The organism is Streptomyces sp. NPDC057428 (assembly GCF_042803195.1).
GTDB lineage: Bacteria > Actinomycetota > Actinomycetes > Streptomycetales > Streptomycetaceae > Streptomyces.
Window position 1 is genome coordinate 84,845 of sequence record NZ_JBHVCT010000006.1, and the last position, 17,546, is coordinate 102,390.

Annotated in this window: 19 protein-coding genes and 4 tRNA genes; 16 read left to right on the top strand and 7 right to left on the bottom strand. The window is 69.3% G+C overall.

Annotated features, from left to right (window positions below):
• Positions 1-3: 3 nt before the first annotated feature.
• From ACFU5K_RS04200 to ACFU5K_RS04225, 6 genes are all read left to right on the top strand, one after another.
• The gene (locus ACFU5K_RS04200; RefSeq protein ID WP_384056673.1) at positions 4-1,554 is read left to right on the top strand and encodes a NuoM family protein; all 1,551 of its coding nucleotides are present in this window, start codon (positions 4-6) and stop codon (positions 1,552-1,554) included.
• Positions 1,551-3,086, top strand: coding sequence for an NADH-quinone oxidoreductase subunit N (locus tag ACFU5K_RS04205; protein ID WP_384056558.1), 1,536 nt, complete (start codon positions 1,551-1,553; stop codon positions 3,084-3,086). The genes ACFU5K_RS04200 and ACFU5K_RS04205 overlap by 4 nt, the downstream gene beginning before the upstream one ends.
• Before the next feature lie 115 nt (positions 3,087-3,201).
• Positions 3,202-3,666, top strand: coding sequence for an MscL family protein (locus ACFU5K_RS04210; RefSeq protein WP_384056560.1), 465 nt, complete (start codon positions 3,202-3,204; stop codon positions 3,664-3,666).
• A gap of 216 nt (positions 3,667-3,882) precedes the next feature.
• Positions 3,883-4,746 carry a zinc metalloprotease HtpX gene (htpX, locus tag ACFU5K_RS04215; RefSeq protein WP_384056563.1) on the top strand — a complete coding sequence of 288 codons (864 nt, stop codon included), beginning with the start codon at positions 3,883-3,885 and terminating at the stop codon, positions 4,744-4,746.
• Positions 4,743-5,138: a YccF domain-containing protein gene (locus tag ACFU5K_RS04220; RefSeq protein ID WP_384056566.1), complete on the top strand. Its 396-nt coding sequence runs from the start codon at positions 4,743-4,745 to the stop codon at positions 5,136-5,138. The genes htpX and ACFU5K_RS04220 overlap by 4 nt, the downstream gene beginning before the upstream one ends.
• Before the next feature lie 77 nt (positions 5,139-5,215).
• The gene (locus ACFU5K_RS04225; RefSeq protein WP_384056569.1) at positions 5,216-5,488 is read left to right on the top strand and encodes a GlsB/YeaQ/YmgE family stress response membrane protein; all 273 of its coding nucleotides are present in this window, start codon (positions 5,216-5,218) and stop codon (positions 5,486-5,488) included.
• A 179-nt stretch (positions 5,489-5,667) separates the two neighbouring features.
• On the opposite strand, the gene ACFU5K_RS04230 is transcribed toward ACFU5K_RS04225, so the two are convergent.
• Positions 5,668-6,156: a YajQ family cyclic di-GMP-binding protein gene (locus ACFU5K_RS04230; protein ID WP_384056571.1), complete on the bottom strand. Its 489-nt coding sequence runs from the start codon at positions 6,154-6,156 to the stop codon at positions 5,668-5,670.
• A gap of 162 nt (positions 6,157-6,318) precedes the next feature.
• Here ACFU5K_RS04230 and ACFU5K_RS04235 point away from each other — a divergent pair.
• A tRNA-Tyr gene (locus ACFU5K_RS04235) sits at positions 6,319-6,400 on the top strand.
• A 626-nt stretch (positions 6,401-7,026) separates the two neighbouring features.
• Here the strand turns inward: ACFU5K_RS04235 and ACFU5K_RS04240 are convergent.
• From ACFU5K_RS04240 to ACFU5K_RS04255, 4 genes are all read right to left on the bottom strand, one after another.
• Entirely contained in the window at positions 7,027-7,467 is a 441-nt protein-coding gene (locus ACFU5K_RS04240) for a hypothetical protein (RefSeq protein ID WP_384056573.1), read from the bottom strand.
• Positions 7,468-8,198: 731 nt separating this feature from the next.
• Positions 8,199-8,495 (bottom strand): hypothetical protein, encoded by a 297-nt coding sequence (locus ACFU5K_RS04245; RefSeq protein WP_384056576.1) that lies wholly within the window; start codon positions 8,493-8,495, stop codon positions 8,199-8,201.
• A gap of 103 nt (positions 8,496-8,598) precedes the next feature.
• Positions 8,599-9,255: an SDR family oxidoreductase gene (locus ACFU5K_RS04250; protein WP_384056579.1), complete on the bottom strand. Its 657-nt coding sequence runs from the start codon at positions 9,253-9,255 to the stop codon at positions 8,599-8,601.
• A 34-nt stretch (positions 9,256-9,289) separates the two neighbouring features.
• Entirely contained in the window at positions 9,290-10,504 is a 1,215-nt protein-coding gene (locus ACFU5K_RS04255) for an amidohydrolase family protein (protein ID WP_384056581.1), read from the bottom strand.
• A gap of 295 nt (positions 10,505-10,799) precedes the next feature.
• Here ACFU5K_RS04255 and ACFU5K_RS04260 point away from each other — a divergent pair.
• From ACFU5K_RS04260 to ACFU5K_RS04285, 6 genes are all read left to right on the top strand, one after another.
• Positions 10,800-10,872, top strand: a tRNA-Thr gene (locus ACFU5K_RS04260).
• 45 nt (positions 10,873-10,917) lie between these two features.
• Positions 10,918-10,990: transfer RNA gene (locus tag ACFU5K_RS04265), tRNA-Met, on the top strand.
• An 89-nt stretch (positions 10,991-11,079) separates the two neighbouring features.
• The gene (gene rpmG / locus ACFU5K_RS04270; protein ID WP_003956487.1) at positions 11,080-11,244 is read left to right on the top strand and encodes a 50S ribosomal protein L33; all 165 of its coding nucleotides are present in this window, start codon (positions 11,080-11,082) and stop codon (positions 11,242-11,244) included.
• 103 nt (positions 11,245-11,347) lie between these two features.
• A complete protein-coding gene (locus ACFU5K_RS04275) occupies positions 11,348-11,800 on the top strand; it encodes a MaoC family dehydratase N-terminal domain-containing protein (RefSeq protein ID WP_384056583.1) in 453 nt (150 codons plus the stop codon).
• A complete protein-coding gene (locus tag ACFU5K_RS04280; RefSeq protein ID WP_384056586.1) occupies positions 11,800-12,228 on the top strand; it encodes a MaoC family dehydratase in 429 nt (142 codons plus the stop codon). The genes ACFU5K_RS04275 and ACFU5K_RS04280 overlap by 1 nt, the downstream gene beginning before the upstream one ends.
• Before the next feature lie 133 nt (positions 12,229-12,361).
• Positions 12,362-13,417: a UDP-N-acetylmuramate dehydrogenase gene (locus tag ACFU5K_RS04285; RefSeq protein WP_384056589.1), complete on the top strand. Its 1,056-nt coding sequence runs from the start codon at positions 12,362-12,364 to the stop codon at positions 13,415-13,417.
• An 87-nt stretch (positions 13,418-13,504) separates the two neighbouring features.
• On the opposite strand, the gene ACFU5K_RS04290 is transcribed toward ACFU5K_RS04285, so the two are convergent.
• Positions 13,505-14,518 carry an adenosine deaminase gene (locus ACFU5K_RS04290; protein WP_384056592.1) on the bottom strand — a complete coding sequence of 338 codons (1,014 nt, stop codon included), beginning with the start codon at positions 14,516-14,518 and terminating at the stop codon, positions 13,505-13,507.
• Between the two features lie 126 nt (positions 14,519-14,644).
• Positions 14,645-15,871, bottom strand: coding sequence for a pyridoxal phosphate-dependent aminotransferase (locus ACFU5K_RS04295; RefSeq protein ID WP_384056595.1), 1,227 nt, complete (start codon positions 15,869-15,871; stop codon positions 14,645-14,647).
• Between the two features lie 213 nt (positions 15,872-16,084).
• Here ACFU5K_RS04295 and ACFU5K_RS04300 point away from each other — a divergent pair.
• From ACFU5K_RS04300 to nusG, 3 genes are all read left to right on the top strand, one after another.
• Positions 16,085-16,157 (top strand) — tRNA-Trp (locus ACFU5K_RS04300).
• 106 nt (positions 16,158-16,263) lie between these two features.
• Positions 16,264-16,551, top strand: coding sequence for a preprotein translocase subunit SecE (secE, locus tag ACFU5K_RS04305; RefSeq protein ID WP_384056597.1), 288 nt, complete (start codon positions 16,264-16,266; stop codon positions 16,549-16,551).
• A 74-nt stretch (positions 16,552-16,625) separates the two neighbouring features.
• On the top strand, positions 16,626-17,519 hold the full coding sequence (nusG, locus tag ACFU5K_RS04310; protein ID WP_384056600.1) for a transcription termination/antitermination protein NusG: 894 nt from the start codon (positions 16,626-16,628) through the stop codon (positions 17,517-17,519).
• Positions 17,520-17,546 lie beyond the last annotated feature (27 nt).

Here is a 17,546-nt window from a genome sequence, read left to right on the forward strand (position 1 = left end):
GTGATGCAGCTTCTTCTGGCGTTCATCCTGGTCGTCCCGCTGCTGGGAGCGGCCGCCGCACTCCTGCCCGCCCCGCCCGGGCTCAAGGGCAGGAACCCCGACCAGGCCGTGCTCCGCCACGGAGTGACCGTCACCGGCGCCGTGCTCGTCGCCGCGCTCGTCCTGGCCGCGGGCTTCGACCACGACCATCCGTCGAAGATGCAGGCCACCACCGACATCAGCTGGATCCCGGCACTCGACGTCCGGATCCACCTCGGCACCGACGGCATCTCGCTCCCCCTTCTCGTACTGACCGCGCTGCTGACCTTCCTCTGCGCGCTCTACAGCTACTTCAAGCTCCCCGCGGGCCCCTCCGCAAAGGCCTTCGTCGCGCTGGTCCTGCTGCTCGAGTCCGGCACCCTCGCGACCTTCGCCGTCCTCGACCTGCTGCTGTTCTTCCTGGCCTTCGAGATGGTCCTCATCCCGATGTACTTCCTCATCGCCCGCTGGGGCGGCGACCGGAAGCAGCCCGCCGCCTGGAAATTCATCCTGTACACCCTGCTCGGATCCGTGATCATGCTGCTGGGGCTGCTCCTCGTCGGGCTGAAGAACGGCACATTCGACATGGTGGCACTCGCCACTGACAACGGCCGCGGTCTCACCACGTCCGTACAGGTCATCGCCGTACTGGCGATCGGGATCGGCCTCGCGGTGAAGACCCCGATGTGGCCACTGCACACCTGGCTGCCCGACGCCCACACCGCCGCCCCGACGGTGGGCTCCGTCCTCCTGGCCGGCGTCATGCTGAAGATGGGTACGTACGGATTCGTCCGCATCCTGCTCCCCGTCGCCCCCGACGGGATGCGGACCTTCGCGCCGTACCTGGCGGCCTTCGCCGCCGTCGGGATCATCTACGGGTCGCTCGCCTGCCTCGCCCTCGCCCGCCCCGGGGCCAAGGGCGACCTGAAGCGCCTGATCGCCTACTCGTCCGTGGGCCACATGGGCTTCGTGCTCCTCGGCATCGCGACGATGACCCCGACCGGCGTGAACGGCGCGCTCTTCGCCAACATCGCCCACGGCCTGATCACCGGCCTGCTCTTCTTCCTGGTCGGTGCCGTCAAGGACCGTTATGGCACTGCGGACCTCGACACCCTGTCCGGTGCCACGGGTGCGGCGCTCTACGGCCGTGCGCCCCACCTCGGCGGCCTCCTCGCCTTCGCCGCTGTCGCCTCGCTCGGACTCCCCGGCCTCGCCGGCTTCTGGGGCGAGATGCTCACCCTGTTCGGCGCCTTCGACCCCGCCGAGGGACTGAGCCGCCCCGCCTTCCTCACCTACATGTCCCTCGGCGCCCTCGGCACACTGCTCACCGCGGCGTACATGCTCATCGTCGTACGCCGCGTCTGCATGGGCGAGAGGCGTGAGCGGACCGAGGCGGTCGCCGACGTCAAGAGCTACGAGCTCGCCGCCTGGACCCCCCTCGCCGCACTGACCGTCCTCGCCGGACTCTGGCCCGCCGTCCTCCTCGGCCTCACCGACCCGGCCGTGCAGAAGCTCCTCGCAGGAGGCAAGTCGTGACCGTGGCAGCCGACAGCGCAACCGGGGCCGCGAGCCTCGTCCAGTCCGTCGACTGGCTCGCGATCGCACCCCCCGTCGTCACGGCGGGGGTGGCACTGCTCGTCCTCGTCGCCGACCTCTTCGTCGGCGAGCGGCGCAAACCGCTCCTCGGCTACGGAGCCGTCGCCGGGCTCGTCGCCGCACTCGCCCTGCTCATTCCCCTACGTGCCGGTGACCGCTCCACCTTCTGCCTCACCGACGGGGCCGACGCCTGCAGCTACACCGCCGACCACTTCGCGCTCGTCATCCAGGCCCTCGTACTCGTCGGAGCCCTGCTCACCGCGCTGCTCTCGATCGGGGACACCGGCAAGCTCCCGGCCGGCGAATTCTGGTTCCTGCTGCTCTCCTCCGCCGCGGGCGCCGCCCTCCTGCCCGCGGCCCGGGACCTCGCCACGCTCGTCGTGGCCCTCGAAGTCGCCTCGCTGCCGGCATTCGCCCTGGTCGGCATCAAGCACGGCGACCGGCGCTCCTCGGAAGCCGCCCTGAAGTTCTTCCTCTCCTCGGTCGTCGCCACCGCCGTCACGCTGCTCGGCGTCAGCTTCGTCTACGCCACCACGGGCACCATGCACCTCACCGAGATCGCCGCCCGGCTCGACGACGTGCCCGGGCAGTTCCAGACCCTCGCCGGGACCGGGGTCGTCCTCACCCTCGTCGGCTTCGCCTTCAAGACGGCCGCGGCCCCCTTCCACTTCTGGGTTCCCGACACCTACGTCGGAGCCCCGCTCCCCATCGCCGCCTACCTCTCGGTCGTCGGCAAGGCGGTGGGCTTCTCCGGACTGGTCCTCGTCACGGTGATCGGCTTCCCGTCCTACGCCGACGTGTGGGGCCCCGTCCTGGCCGTCCTCGCCGCACTCACCATGACCATCGGCAACGTCGCCGCACTCCGGCAGACGGCGACCCGCGCCCGCAGCGCCGTACGCCTCCTCGCCTGGTCGTCCGTCGGCCAGGCCGGATACCTCCTCGTCCCGATCGCCGCGGCCACGCACTCCAGCGACGCCCGGATCGGCTCCACAGTGGCCTACGCGCTCATGTACGCCGTGGTGAACCTCGGCGCCTTCTCGGTGGCCGCCCTCGTCGCCCGCGCCCACCCGGGCAACCGGCTGAGCGACTACCGAGGCCTCTACGCCACACGACCCCTGGCCGCGCTCGCGATGGGCTTCTTCCTGCTCTGCCTGGCCGGCCTGCCGCCCGGGATCATCGGTCTCTTCGCCAAGGTGACCGTCTTCGCCGCGGCGGTCGACGCGGGGCTCGGCTGGCTCGCGGTCGTCATGGCCGTCAACGTGGTGATCGCGCTGTACTACTACCTGCGATGGACCGCCGAACTCTTCAGGACCCCCGGGACCGACGCCGCCACCGAAGAGACGCCGGCCGCTCCCGGGCACCGGGTCCCCGCCCCGCTCACCGTTGCGATCGCCCTCACCGCGGTAACGGGAGTCACACTCTCCGGCGCTCCCCAGCTCATCCTCCGCGTCGCCGCAGGCAGCCTCTTCTGACCGCTGCCGCCCACGCCCGACCGGCTTGCCCGGCGCCCCGCGCTCAGGGCATGGTCGTGCGTGCACACGTCACCCAAGAAGAGCACGCACGAGAGAGCACAGAGGAGCCAGAGCGGTGCTGAACGGGTTCAAGGACTTCATCCTCCGCGGGAACGTCATCTCCATGGCCATCGGCCTCGCCGTCGGGGTCGCCTTCACCGCGGTGGTCACGGGCTTCAGCAAAGCGTTCATCCTGCCGCTGATCGGGCTATTCACCCGCGGGGCCGGTGACTACAGCAAGGCCCACTACACCGTCGACGGCGTGGAATTTCCCTACGGCCTCTTCGTCAGCGCCGCCATCGCCTTCCTCATCACCGCCGCGGTGCTCTACTTCCTGGTCGTACTCCCGATGGCCAAGGTCCAGAACCGCTTCACGGCCAAGCAGGAGCAGGAGAAAGTCGACATCAAGGCCGCCCTGCGCGACTGCCCCCGCTGCTTCACCGAGATCCCGGCCATCGCCAGCCGCTGCGCCCACTGCACCAGCGACGTGGAGCCGGACGCGCAGGCCCGCGCGCTCGCGGGACTGCCCCTCCAGCGCTGACGCATAACGGGCGTCCGGAGCCCGCACGAGCGCGCTTTCCACCCGTACGGCCCAGGGGCGGATCCGATCGGATCCGCCCCTGGGCCGTTGCCCCCGGCGCCCGAGCACAAGGGAACTAGCTTCCGTCGCCTGGCGTTGACCAGTAAGGGAGGCTCCACTGGAGAGTGGAGCACCACTGAGCAAGGGTCCCCCTGCCGCACCATTTGGAGGGCTACCGTGCACCGCCGGCACAACGGGCTGAAAACCGCTGTACTCCTCGGGGGCCTCTCGGCCCTCATCATCGTCATCGGCAGCTTCTTCGGACGCACCGGGCTGATCGTGGCGCTGGTCGTCGCCGTCGCCACCAACGCCTACGCGTACTGGAACAGCGACAAGCTCGCCCTGCGCGCCATGAGGGCGCGCCCGGTCAGCGAGTTCGAAGCGCCGCAGCTCTACCGCACGGTCCGCGAGCTCTCGACCGCGGCCCGCCAGCCCATGCCCCGGCTCTACATCTCGCCGACGCAGGCACCCAACGCCTTCGCGACAGGCCGCAACCCACGGAACGCGGCCGTGTGCTGCACCGAGGGCATCCTCCAGATTCTCGACGAACGCGAACTGCGGGGCGTCCTCGGACACGAGCTGAGCCACGTCTACAACCGCGACATCCTCATCTCCTCCGTCGCGGGCGCCCTCGCCTCCGTCGTCATGTTCCTCGTCAACTTCGCGTGGCTCATCCCCATAGGGCGGTCCGACGACGACGACGGCCCGGGCATCCTCGGGATGCTCCTGGTGCTCATCCTCGGCCCGCTCGCCGCATCGGTCATCCAACTCGCCGTGAGCCGTTCCCGCGAGTACCAGGCGGACGCGTCCGGGGCACAGCTCACCGGCGACCCGCTGGCTCTGGCGAGCGCCCTGCGCAAGCTGGACGCCGGCACCAAACAGCTTCCACTCCCACCCGAACCCCGGATCGAGACCGCGAGTCACATGATGATCGCGAACCCGTTCCGTCCCGGCCAGGGCCTGTCCAAGATGTTCTCCACCCACCCGCCCATGGCCGAACGCATCTCCCGACTCGAGCAGATGGCAGGGTATCGACCGTGAAGACAATCCTGAACGTCATTTGGCTGGTCCTGTGCGGATTCTGGATGTTCCTCGGCTACTTCGCCGCAGGGCTCCTGCTCTGCATCACGATCATCGGCATCCCCTTCGGCCTGGCAGCGTTCCGTATCGGCGTCTACGCCCTCTGGCCCTTCGGCTACAGAGTCGTCGACCGTTACGACGCCGGCAGCCCATCACTCATCGGAAACGTCCTCTGGGTGATCCTCGCGGGCTGGTGGCTGGCCCTCGGCCACATCTTCACCGGCATCGCGCTGTGCGTCACGATCATCGGCATCCCCCTCGGCATCGCGAACTTCAAGCTGATCCCCGTCTCACTGATGCCCTTCGGCAAGGAGATCGTCCGCAGCGACGACCAGCTGTTCGCGGGCCGCTGAACACGACCCGGCCGGCAACCGTACCCGTCCTCCAGGCGTCCTGGCTTGCAGGAACAAGTGACGGGTAGGTAAGCAACATGAGCATCATCAGCTGGATCATCCTCGGGCTGCTGGCCGGCGCAATAGCCAAGCTGCTTCTGCCCGGCCGCGACCCCGGCGGCATCATCGGCACGACCCTGATCGGAGTCGTGGGTGCCTTCCTGGGCGGCTGGTTGTCGTCCCGCTTCCTCGACCGCCCCATCAGCACGGACTTCTACGACACCGCCACCTGGATCGCGGCCATCGCCGGATCCCTGGTCCTGCTGATCGCCTACAGGCTGCTCTTCGGCAACTCCCGCGAACGCCGCTGACCTTCCCACCCGTACGGCTCCGTGTGTCACGCATCAGGCGGCGGACGAGGCGGCCCCGGGCGCCGCAGGGCGTACGAACGAACACAACGGCACCCAGGGGGGCATGAGATCGGGGCGGGCCGTGCCGATCAGGCACACCCCGCCCCGCCCCCGCACCGCTGCACACGGCAGCGAACCGTCTACCGGTAGTTGGCGAACTGCACAGCGAAGTCCAGGTCCTTGCCCTTGATGAGCGCCTGCACCGCCTGGAGGTCGTCGCGACTCTTGGAGCTGACGCGCAGCTCTTCGCCCTGGACCTGCGCCTTGACGCCCTTGGGGCCCTCATCGCGAATGATCTTCGCCACCTTCTTGGCGTTCTCCTGGGAGATGCCCTCTTCGATCGAGGCGAAGATCTTGTACTCCTTGCCGGACAGTTGCGGCTCGCCCGCGTCCAGCGACTTCAGGGAGATCCCGCGCTTGATCAGCTTGGACTGGAAGATGTCGAGGATCGCCTTGACGCGCTCCTCGCCGTTCGCCTCCATCAGGATCTTCTCGCCGGACCAGGAGATCGACGCGCCCGCCCCCTTGAAGTCGTAGCGCTGGGAGATCTCCTTGGCGGCCTGGTTGAGGGCGTTGTCGACCTCCTGCCGCTCGACCTTCGAGACGATGTCGAAACTGGAGTCGGCCATGACGTGTGGCTCCTTGTGTCGTATGCGTTGGGTACGGCACAAAGCCTAGCCACCCCCGCCCGCGCCCGGCACTGATCAATCAGGTGGCGTAGCACCCCTGGGCATCGGGTATCGTTTACGTCGTCGCCAAGGAGCCCGCAAGGCCTTCAAAGCGTCGTTCTAGGCGGTGTGCCCGAGTGGCCAAAGGGAGCAGACTGTAAATCTGCCGGCTCAGCCTACCCAGGTTCGAACCCTGGCGCCGCCACAGGACGCGAAACCCCGTCCGACCTGATTGAACACCAGGTCGGGCGGGGTTTCTGCATGTGCGGAGGCGTGGCCGCGGATGGTGCCGAGCGGCCCGGTGTTCTCACCTTGTCTCACCCGAATCCCACCGTTGACCAGCTTGTGTGGGGCGGGCGTGGGGGCAGGCTCGGCGGCTACCGGCCGCCCCGCAGCGTCGCTTCGATCCGGGGCTTGGCCAGCGGGGAAATCCGCTGGGCCCCGCGGAGCGGCTTCGCCCGGGACGACTTCCATGTCGACTACGACCGCCAGCAGGTGACCTGCCCCCAGGGTCAGGTCAGCCGGGGCTGGTGGAAGACCCGCTACGCGATCCGTTCCGGAGTGGAGGGAACAGTCGACGAATTCGCCCACGGACACGGCATGCGACGCTGCTGCTACCGAGAGGGAGAGGCCCATATCCGACACGTTCTGACGGCCATAGCTGTCGACATCGAGGGCCTCAGCAGACTGCCACCGGCTGAGGACGCACCTGCATCTCGCCGACCGACTGCCTTCCAGAACTACCTCGACCAGCGCGACCTACCCGACCGAAATCCTGGAGAACCCTGGGCACCTGACCTCGACAGCTCCAAGATCCCCGACAGAGTCAAGTCAGCGGGTACGCGGGAGGAGGGCGTCGAGTGCTCGGGCGTCGGGCTTCGCGACGGGTGGGAAGGTCAGCGCGAATGCCTGGTGGGAGCCATCGATCGTCAGGACGGTCTGAAGACCGAGGCCCAGCAGGGCTCTGCGCAGGGGCGCCGTCGACAGCAACTCCCGGGGCAGCTGCATCTGGACCGGGCCGGGTGAGCCGGTCACGGCCTTGAGATCGAAGAACAGCATGCGCTCGCGGGTGAGCGCGAAGTACATCGGTCTCGGCTGGGCGATGGCTATCAGGTGCCCCCCGCTGAGTATCGCTGCTGCCGCGGTGGTGGCGAGCCGGCGCCGCACCGATACCGAACCGATCTTCGTGAGGCCCACGTGGTCGATGGTGTCGGCGGGGTCGAGCAGGGGAAGAGTTGCCTCCTGTACCTGGCGAACGCGGCGCTGGTTCATGTGTAACTCCTGTACGTCGATCGGGTTCGGAGAGAGCCCGACGCGACTTCCGCGTCGGGAGGTAGAGCGTTCCGGAGAACGAATGGGACCGGGGGCGGACGCTTCCCGCGGGTCGCACTGACCGTATTCACCCGCTCTGGAGCGGTTCCGCAGTTCGCACCCCTGGGTGATGTGCGTGGTAAGAAAGGTCCGCCGAAAAGGCGTAACCCCAGCCGCCCCGACGGGGCCTCACATTCTCATGCTGAGCCCGAGCGACCTCACGAAAGATGGCTGCTGCGCGAACCCTATTGCGCAAACTTGGTTCACACATTGCCTCGGCCAGGAGAAGACGGTTCCGCTGAAGCAGAGGCCGGCGCGCGTAATCGCTGAGCACCTCACGGCGGGCGGTTCGGTCCACCCGTGGACGATGCCAAACGCCTTCTCGGTCATGGTGCGTGGTTGAGCTACTCACATGCAGAGGCGCCGCACTCGGCCATGGCGGCCCTGTGCTGGTTTCCGGAGGCGTGCCGAGTGCGGGGCTGAACGGTCACGGCGACCGGTCCGTGCACCTGTGACCGGTCACCGCCGGCAGGGTCCATGCGTCCTGCCGATCAGCCGGTCAGATCGCGCACGCCGGTCACCCAGCGCACCCGGCGTCGCCTGGTGGACAGTTGCTGGAGATGGTCGAGAACGTGGCTGAAGGCCGCGCCGTCGATTCGGACCAGCAGCTTGGAGCACAGCGGCAGCGCAAGTCACCGCAGCGCGGCGGCCAGCACCGTCTTGCGGTCGGCGACGTCGTGGGGCGGTGCGTTGCCGGGCCGCAGCAGCGTCGCGACGTGCTCGCGGGTGTTGGCCACCCATGCCCCCAGCGGCATGTGGCCGAAGCCGCCCCTGAAGGTGCCCACCGCGCCTTCCTTCCTGCCGGTACAGGTGACGACGGTCGCGTCGAGATCGAGAACGTACCAGCCGGTCAGCTCCCGGCCGCACACCGTGATCCAGATGAAGCCGCCGGGGCGCAGGGTGCTGTCGGAGGCGGGCCGCGAAAACAACTTTCGTCAGTGCGGCTGGAGTTGCCCGGCCTCCAGGACGTTCGTCGCGCCGGGCGCGCGATCGCGCACGCCAGCTGGACCAGTACGCCGCCCCGGCCGGGCGTCAGTTCCCCGCGACGTCCTTCACCGCGACCGCCACCGGCTTGTTCCCGCTGATGAGTTCCAGCGTCAGACCCGCCGTCGCCGGGGTGTCCAGCAGTTCCAGCAGCACCGCCGCCACGTCGTCGCGGGGGATCGGGCCGCGGCCCGTCGAGGCGGCGAGCAGGACCCGGCCGGTGCCCGCGTCGTTCGTGAGCATCCCGGGGCGCAGGATCGTCCAGTCCAGGCCGGACCTGGAGCGTACGTACGCGTCCGCCTCGCCCTTCGCCCGCAGGTAGACGTCGAAGACCTCGTCACCGGTGTGGTGGGGGTCGGCGCCCATGGAGGAGACGACGATGTAGCGCCGCACCCCCGCCTGCTCCGCCGCGTCCGCGAAGAGCACGGCCGCCCCGCGGTCCACCGTGTCCTTGCGCGCGGACCCGCTGTTCGGACCCGCGCCTGCCGCGAACACCGCCGCGTCCGCTCCCCGGAGCGCCTCCGCCACCTCCTCGACGGACGCCGATTCGAGGTCGAGCACGACGGGTTCCGCCCCCGCCTCTCTCAGGTCCTCACTCTGCCGCGGGTTGCGGATGACGCCCGCCGCCTCGTCACCGCGCGCGGCGAGCAACCGCTCGAGCCGCAGCGCGATCTGACCATGTCCACCTGCAATGACAATGCGCATGCTTCCGACCGTACGCCGCAGGGCGCGCTCGCGCTCAAGGCCCGCCGCCGTGACCGGAATCCACCCTTCCCTGGCGAGGAAGATCCAGTCCCGAAGCGGCCCCCGAGTCGCGGTACTCACGCACGGCACTGGTCCGCGCGACGACGCGTCCCCGGTGCACCACGATCCGGCTGTAGGCCAGGGAGAGCGCCCCTGCCAGGCCGTCCCCGCGCACGGCGAGCAGCTCCGCCGGGAAGCCGGCCTCGACGCGAACCTCTGGCAGGCTCAGCGCCGCCCTGGCGGAGGCCGAGACGGCGTCGTAGGCCTGCTCCGGAGTGAGGCCCTCCTGCGAGGCGAGCAGGTAGGCGGCCTCCAGGGGATCGCCTCGGCCGACCGGGTTCGAGCCGTCGCGCAGGGCCCCGCTGCCCCCTGCGACCCGTACCCCGGCGGCCCGCAGCAGCCGTACGGGCGGGGTGCCGCGCAGCCGGGAGCCCGAGCACAGGCCCTGGGGGAGACAGACGACCGTCACGGCGGCGGCCGCGAGCCGGTCGGCCGTACGGGCGGCCTCCTCGTCCGGAAGTCGCGAGAGGCCCGCGCAGGGACCCAGGCAGACGCCGGGGCGGAGCCCGCCGGCCATGGCGGCGAGCCTGGCGAGGCGGGCCGGGTCGGCTCCGTCCGTGTGCAGGTCGACCGGACGGCCGTGCGTGGCGGCGAGGTCCAGGACGGCCTCGGTGAAGCCCGCGGGGTCCGGGTCGAGGTCGGGGCAGCCGCCGATGACGTCCGCGCCCATCTCCATGGCATCGCGGAGCCGCGAGAGGCCGTCGGCGCCCGCGACGCCGGTAAGGGTCCGGGGGACGGCGACAGTGGTCAGGTCGGTCAGACCGCGCAGGGACCGTCCGGCCTCCAGCACGGTTTCGAGGGTGCCCATCCCCTGGACGTCGCCGACGCGCACATGGGCGCGCACCGCGGTGGCGCCGTGGCTGAGCTGGAGCAGCGCCGATTCGGTGGCTCGGCGACGGACGTCCTGCGGGCAGTGGGACGCCGGGCCACCCGCGGTGAGTGCCGTGTCGGGATGTGCGTGCGGTTCGGCGGGCGCGGGCAGCAGGAGGTAGCCGCGCAGGTCGAGCCGCCTTCCCCCGGTGCCGAGGCTGCCCACTGTGCCGACCGCCTCGATGCGCGGCCCGCCGATCCGTACGTCGACGGCGCGCCCGTCGGCGAGCCGCGCCCCGCTGAGCAGGAGTGCCGGCGCGTCGCTGGGGCTTTCGGGCATCGCGCCGCTCCTGTTGGAAAAGCAAGATCACGCAGGGTGTGCCGAGCCTAGGCGGGAGCCCGGCCCGCACTGCGGAGGGCAAATTAGTCGTACGAATGTGGTCCTTGGGGCCTGGTGTGGAGCGGGGGTCGCACAGCCTCCGTGGCGTGCCTCGCGGACGCGGCGTACGAGCTGATCAAGAGCCTGATCAGGGGGCCGATCGCGGCGCTCGGCCGAGCGCCTCCGGAGGGTCCGGCGAGGGCGGGGGAAACGGATTTGGGCGTCGGCGACAGACCGTGTAATGTCTTCCTCGCTCGCCCCAATAGCTCAGTCGGTAGAGCGTCTCCATGGTAAGGAGAAGGTCTGCGGTTCGATTCCGCATTGGGGCTCTGGTGATCGGGTGACTCCGCTTCGGCGGGGAAACCCGGCATCAAAGCGGTGTAGCTCAGTCGGTAGAGCAAGCGGCTCATAATCGCTGTGTCACCGGTTCAAGTCCGGTCACCGCTACTAACGGTAGCCGATTGTGGGGTCGGTCCTTCGATCGGCTACTCTTTTATGCGTTCATCCGTCCATCCGTCCGTCCAAGGAGCACTCACGTGGCTGCCACCGACGTCCGCCCGAAGATCACGCTGGCCTGCGTGGAGTGCAAGGAGCGGAACTACATCACCAAGAAGAACCGGCGTAACAACCCGGACCGTCTTGAGATGAAGAAGCACTGCCCGCGCTGCAACTCGCACACTGCGCACCGCGAAACGCGCTGAAACAGGCTCGTACACGAGGCCGTCCCCACTGGGGGCGGCCTCGTGTCGTTTTATTGGGTTGTTCCTCGCCCTATTCGACTTTTCATCAGGAGGTAGCGGGCTCATGGCGCTCGACCAGTCCTTCGTGGGGCGGACCTATCCGCCCACCCCGGCGTACGAGGTCGGCCGGGAGAAGATCCGGGAGTTCGCGGAAGCGGTGGGCGATACCAACCCCGCTTACGTGGACACGGAAGCTGCCAAGGCTCTGGGGCACCCGGATGTGATCGCACCGCCCACGTTCGTCTTCTCGATCACCTTCAGGGCGGCGGGCCAGGTCATCGAGGACCCGCAGCTGGGCCTGGACTACAGCCGTGTGGTGCACGGCGACCAGAAGTTCGCCTACGTGCGCCCGGTGCGGGCGGGGGACCGGCTGACCGTCACCTCGACCATCGAGGCCATCAAGTCGATGGCGGGCAATGACATCGTCGACATCCGCGGCGAGGTCCACGACGAGTCCGGTGAGCACGTCGTGACCGCGTGGACGAAGCTGGTGGCCCGTGCCGCCGAGGAGGCGTGATGACGGCGAGCATCGCCTACGGAGCGGTCGAGGTCGGTACGGAGCTGCCCGCGCAGTCCTTCCCGGTGACCCGCGCGACCCTGGTGCAGTACGCCGGGGCCTCGGGTGACTTCAACCCGATTCACTGGAACGAGAAGTTCGCACGCGAGGTCGGGCTGCCCGATGTGATCGCGCACGGCATGTTCACCATGGCCGAGGCGATCCGGGTGGTCACGGACTGGGCCGGCGACCCGGGCGCGGTCGTCGAGTACGGCGTGCGGTTCACCAAGCCGGTCGTCGTGCCCAACGACGACACCGGGGCGCTGGTCGAGGTCAGCGGCAAGGTGGCGGCGAAGCTGGACGACAACCTCGTCCGGGTCGACCTGACGGCGACGAGCGACGGCAAGAAGGTGCTGGGCATGTCCCGCGCCGTCGTCCGCCTGGCCTGACGTACGGCCGTCCGCGCCGGGCGCGGCGCATCACCCATGTGTCCGGACCGAAGGGCGCTCTCGCGTGAGGGCGCCCTTCGCGCGTCCGCGGCCCCGCCCCGACGGGGCGGCCACGGACCGTACTCTTGTCCCCGTGCAGGAACTCCACGATGCCCCCCTCGCCCCCCTGACCACCTTCCGGCTCGGCGGCCCGGCCGGCCGCCTCCTGACGGCCACCACCGACGCCGAGGTGGTCGCCGCCGTCCGCGAAGCCGACGAGAGCGGCACCCCGCTGCTGGTCATCGGCGGCGGGTCCAATCTGGTCATCGGCGACAAGGGCTTCGACGGGACCGCCCTGCGCATCTCCACCACGGGATTCGAGCTCACCGGTACGACGCTCGAACTGGCCGCCGGTGAGGTCTGGAGCGACGCCGTGGCCCGTACCGTCGAGGCGGGCCTGGCAGGCATCGAGTGCCTCGCGGGGATCCCCGGGTCCGCCGGGGCGACACCGATCCAGAACGTCGGCGCCTACGGGCAGGAGGTGTCCTCGGTGATCACCGAGGTCGTCGCCTACGACCGGCACACGAGGGAGACGGTCACCCTCCCCAACGAGGCGTGCGCCTTCTCGTACCGCCACAGCCGCTTCAAGGCCGAACCCGACAGGTTCGTCGTCCTGCGCGTCCGCTTCGGGCTGGAGGACGCGGACGGGCTGTCCGCGCCCCTGCGGTACCCGGAGACGGCCCGCGTCATGGGCGTCGAGCAGGGGGACCGGGTGTCCGCGCAGGCGGCGCGTGAGACGGTCCTGCGCCTGCGGGCGGGCAAGGGCATGGTGCTCGACCCCGAGGACCACGACACCTGGTCGGCCGGGTCCTTCTTCACCAACCCTGTCCTCGACGAGGCGGAGTACGCCGCGTTCCTCGCCCGCGCGGAGGGCCGCCTCGGCAGCGACGTGAAGCCGCCTGCCTTCCCCGCCGGCGAGGGGCTGGTGAAGACCTCCGCCGCGTGGCTCATCGACAAGGCGGGCTTCACCAAGGGGTACGGCACGGGCCCCGCGCGTATCTCCACCAAGCACACGCTCGCCCTCACCAACCGGGGTGGCGCCACCACCGAGGACCTGCTGGCCCTGGCACGCGAGGTCGTCGCCGGGGTCCACGACGCCTTCGGGGTCACGCTCGTCAACGAACCGGTGACGGTGGGCGTCAGCCTGTAGCCGCACCCACGGTCCTGCGGCGCGTACGCCGCCGCGCGGGCCGCGGGCCGGCCACGGGTCCGCCGTGCGCGTCCCGCCGGGGCGGCGTCAGCCGACGAGCCAGGCGTCGATCCCGCCGAGCATCTTCTCCCGCACCTCGACGGGCGCCACCGAGCCGCGTACGGACTGCCGCGCGAGCTCGGCCAGCTCCTCGTCGGTGAAGGCGTGATGACGGCGTACGAAGTCGTACTGCGCGGCCAGACGCGAACCGAAGAGCAGCGGATCGTCCGCCCCGAGCGCCATCGGCACCCCCGCGTCGAACAGAGTGCGCAGGGGTACGTCGTCGGGCTTCTCGTAGACGCCGAGCGCGACGTTGGACGCCGGGCAGACCTCGCAGGTCACCCCGCGCTCCGCGAGCAGGGACATGAGCCGCGGGTCCTCGGCCGCCCGCACCCCGTGCCCGATCCGGGCGGCGTCGAGGTCGTCCAGGCAGTCCCGGATGCTGGAGGGGCCCGAGAGCTCGCCGCCGTGAGGTGCGGCGATCAGCCCACCCTCACGGGCGATGGCGAAGGCACGGTCGAAGTCGCGCGCCATTCCGCGCCGCTCGTCGTTGGAGAGCCCGAAACCGACCACACCCCGGTCGGCGTACCGCACGGCGAGCCGGGCCAGTGTGCGGGCGTCCAGCGGGTGCTTCATCCGGTTCGCCGCGATCACCACGCGCATCCCGAGCCCGGTCTCGCGGGAGGCACGGTCCACGGCGTCCAGGATGATCTCGATGGCCGGGATGAGCCCGCCTAGGAGCGGGGCGTAGGAGGTCGGGTCGACCTGGATCTCCAGCCACCCGGAGCCGTCAGCGACGTCCTCCATCGCCGTCTCCAGCACGAGCCGCTGGATGTCCTCCGGCTCCCGCAGGCAGGACCGGGCGATGTCGTAGAGACGCTGGAAGCGGAACCAGCCCCGCTCGTCCGTGGCCCGCAGGCTGGGCGGCTCGCCTCCGGTCAGCGCCTCGGGCAGGTGGACGCCGTACTTGTCCGCGAGTTCTAGCAGGGTCGTCGGCCGCATCGACCCGGTGAAGTGCAGATGCAGATGGGCCTTGGGCAACAGCCGTACGTCACGCTCCATCCCTGAATCTTCGCAGGGAATTTCGGCCGGCCGCCCAGGTGGAGGGAACGTCACCCTTTGGTCTGGATTGCGGTTCGAACAAAAAAGGGCCCCCTGGCCAGGGGGCCCTTTTTCAGGTGAGGAGCGTCAGTCGCGGGCCTCGCCCAGCAGCTTCTGGAGCCGGGAGATGCCCTCGACGAGGTCGTCGTCGCCCAGGGCGTAAGACAGCCGGAGGTAGCCGGGCGTGCCGAACGCCTCGCCGGGCACGACGGCGACCTCGGCCTCGTCCAGGATGAGGGCGGCGAGCTCGACTGAGTCCGCCGGGCGCTTGCCCCTGATCTCCTTGCCGAGCAGCTCCTTCACCGACGGATAGGCGTAGAACGCACCCTCGGGCTCGGGGCAGAGCACGCCGTCGATCTCGTTCAGCATGCGCACGATCGTCTTGCGGCGGCGGTCGAAGGCGTTCCGCATCTCGGCGACGGCGTCCAGCGGTCCGGAGACCGCGGCCAGCGCGGCGGCCTGGGCGACGTTGCTGACGTTGGACGTGGCGTGCGACTGCAGGTTCGTCGCGGCCTTCACGATGTCCTCGGGGCCGACGATCCAGCCCACCCGCCATCCGGTCATGGCGTAGGTCTTGGCGACACCGTTGACCACGATGCACTTGTCGCGCAGCTCGGGCACGACCGCGGGGAGCGAGGTGAAGGTCGCGTCGCCGTAGACGAGGTGCTCGTAGATCTCGTCCGTCATCACCCACAGCCCGTGCTCGACGGCCCAGCGTCCGATCGCCTCGGTGTCGGCCCGGTCGTAGACGGCGCCGGTCGGGTTGGACGGCGACACGAAGAGCACGACCTTCGTGCGCTCGGTACGGGCCGCCTCGAGCTGCTCCACCGAGACCCGGTATCCGGTGGTCTCGTCGGCCACGACCTCGACCGGCACACCGCCGGCGAGACGGATCGACTCGGGGTAGGTCGTCCAGTACGGCGCCGGGACGATGACCTCGTCGCCCGGATCGAGGAGCGCGGCGAACGCCTCGTAGATGGCCTGCTTGCCGCCGTTGGTCACGAGGATCTGGGATGCCTCGACCTCGTAGCCGGAGTCGCGTAGCGTCTTCGCGGCGATGGCGGCCTTGAGCTCGGGAAGACCGCCCGCGGGGGTGTAGCGGTGGTACTTCGGGTTGCGGCACGCCTCGATCGCGGCCTCGACGATGTAACCAGGGGTCGGGAAGTCGGGCTCGCCGGCGCCGAACCCGATCACCGGACGCCCGGCGGCCTTGAGGGCCTTGGCCTTTGCGTCGACGGCGAGGGTGGCGGACTCGGAGATCGCACCGATGCGGGCCGAGACCCGGCGCTCGGACGGAGAAGTTGCAGCGCTCATGCCCCCATGCTCGCAGACCGGAAAACCCCGGAGTACAGCGGTTTCAGGGACCGGACAGGACTCGGACAGCATCCGGACAGGACCGGTCGGTTGTTGTCTGTTCGACGCGGCGCCCCTGAGCACGTACACTCACCTGTCGTTGGCCTTCATCAGCCACACCGTCTTCTCAACCGGCCCACCGGTGAAGATGCGGTAGGTTGGTGGAATCCACAAAGGGTCGTAGCTCAATTGGTAGAGCACTGGTCTCCAAAACCAGCGGTTGGGGGTTCAAGTCCCTCCGGCCCTGCTACACACTCCTTCGCCAGGATGTGTGCGCATGTACGTACTTCAATGCACCGCCGTGCGGCTCTACCGGGCGCGGCACGGCCATGACCCGGAATCAGGTGAGTAGCGTGACGGACGCCGTGGGCTCCATCGACATGCCTGATGCCGAGGACGAAGCCCCCGAGTCGAAGAAGAAGACCCGGAAGGGCGGCAAGCGCGGCAAGAAGGGCCCTCTGGGTCGGCTCGCGCTGTTCTACCGCCAGATCATCGCTGAGCTCCGCAAGGTCGTATGGCCGACGCGCAACCAGCTCTCGACCTATACGGCCGTGGTGATCGCGTTCGTGGTCGTGATGATCGGTCTCGTCACCGTGATTGACTTCGGATTCGCGCGGGTCATCAAGTACGTCTTCGGCTGATCCCCGCGGAGGGCGCCTCATCGGCGCCCCTTTCGCATGTTCCACCCATATGTATCCAGGAAGAAGCAGCCATCGTGTCTGACCCGAACCTGAACGACGACGCCGAGCCTACGGCGAGCGCCGTCGAGTCCGCCGAGGACGAGCTCGACATCGTCGAGGCGGCGGATGCCGTGGCCCCGGACCAGGTCGAGGCTGCTGACGCCGTCGAAGGCGAGCCCGCCGAGTCCCACGAGGACGACGCCGCTTCCGACGAGGTTGCTTCCGACGACTCCGCCGAGGACGACGAGTCCTCCGAGGACGACGAAGCGGTCGCCGCCGAGGACGAGGAAGATGTCGAGGAGGCCGAACCGGTCGACCCCGTCACCGCCCTGCGCGACGAACTCCGCGGACTTCCCGGCGAGTGGTACGTCATCCACACGTACGCCGGTTACGAGAAGCGCGTGAAGGCCAACCTGGAGCAGCGCGCCGTCTCGCTCAACGTCGAGGACTTCATCTACCAGGCCGAAGTGCCCGAGGAAGAGATCGTCCAGATCAAGAACGGCGAGCGCAAGAACGTCCGCCAGAACAAGCTCCCCGGCTACGTCCTGGTGCGCATGGACCTGACGAACGAGTCGTGGGGCGTCGTCCGCAACACGCCCGGCGTCACCGGCTTCGTCGGCAACGCCTACGACCCGTACCCGCTGACGCTGGACGAGATCGTCAAGATGCTCGCCCCCGAGGCCGAGGAGAAGGCGGCCCGCGAGGCGGCCGAGGCCGAGGGCAGGCCGGCTCCCGCCCGCAAGGTCGAGGTCCAGGTGCTGGACTTCGAGGTGGGCGACTCGGTCACCGTCACCGACGGGCCGTTCGCGACGCTGCAGGCGACGATCAACGAGATCAACGCCGACTCGAAGAAGGTCAAGGGCCTCGTCGAGATCTTTGGCCGCGAGACCCCGGTCGAGCTCAGCTTCGACCAGATCCAGAAGAACTGACGCCTTTCCGCCAGCTTCTGGACACAT

Excerpts from the sequence above, each read along its gene's own strand:
- ACFU5K_RS04200 (WP_384056673.1), top strand. The coding sequence starts at position 4 with ATGCAGCTTCTTCTGGCGTTCATCCTGGTCGTCCCGCTGCTGGGAGCG.
- ACFU5K_RS04225 (WP_384056569.1), top strand. The coding sequence starts at position 5,216 with ATGAGCATCATCAGCTGGATCATCCTCGGGCTGCTGGCCGGCGCAATA.
- ACFU5K_RS04230 (WP_384056571.1), bottom strand. The coding sequence starts at position 6,156 with ATGGCCGACTCCAGTTTCGACATCGTCTCGAAGGTCGAGCGGCAGGAG.
- ACFU5K_RS04240 (WP_384056573.1), bottom strand. The coding sequence starts at position 7,467 with ATGAACCAGCGCCGCGTTCGCCAGGTACAGGAGGCAACTCTTCCCCTG.
- ACFU5K_RS04250 (WP_384056579.1), bottom strand. The coding sequence starts at position 9,255 with ATGCGCATTGTCATTGCAGGTGGACATGGTCAGATCGCGCTGCGGCTC.
- ACFU5K_RS04255 (WP_384056581.1), bottom strand. The coding sequence starts at position 10,504 with ATGCCCGAAAGCCCCAGCGACGCGCCGGCACTCCTGCTCAGCGGGGCG.
- ACFU5K_RS04275 (WP_384056583.1), top strand. The coding sequence starts at position 11,348 with ATGGCGCTCGACCAGTCCTTCGTGGGGCGGACCTATCCGCCCACCCCG.
- ACFU5K_RS04280 (WP_384056586.1), top strand. The coding sequence starts at position 11,800 with ATGACGGCGAGCATCGCCTACGGAGCGGTCGAGGTCGGTACGGAGCTG.
- ACFU5K_RS04290 (WP_384056592.1), bottom strand. The coding sequence starts at position 14,518 with ATGGAGCGTGACGTACGGCTGTTGCCCAAGGCCCATCTGCATCTGCAC.
- ACFU5K_RS04295 (WP_384056595.1), bottom strand. The coding sequence starts at position 15,871 with ATGAGCGCTGCAACTTCTCCGTCCGAGCGCCGGGTCTCGGCCCGCATC.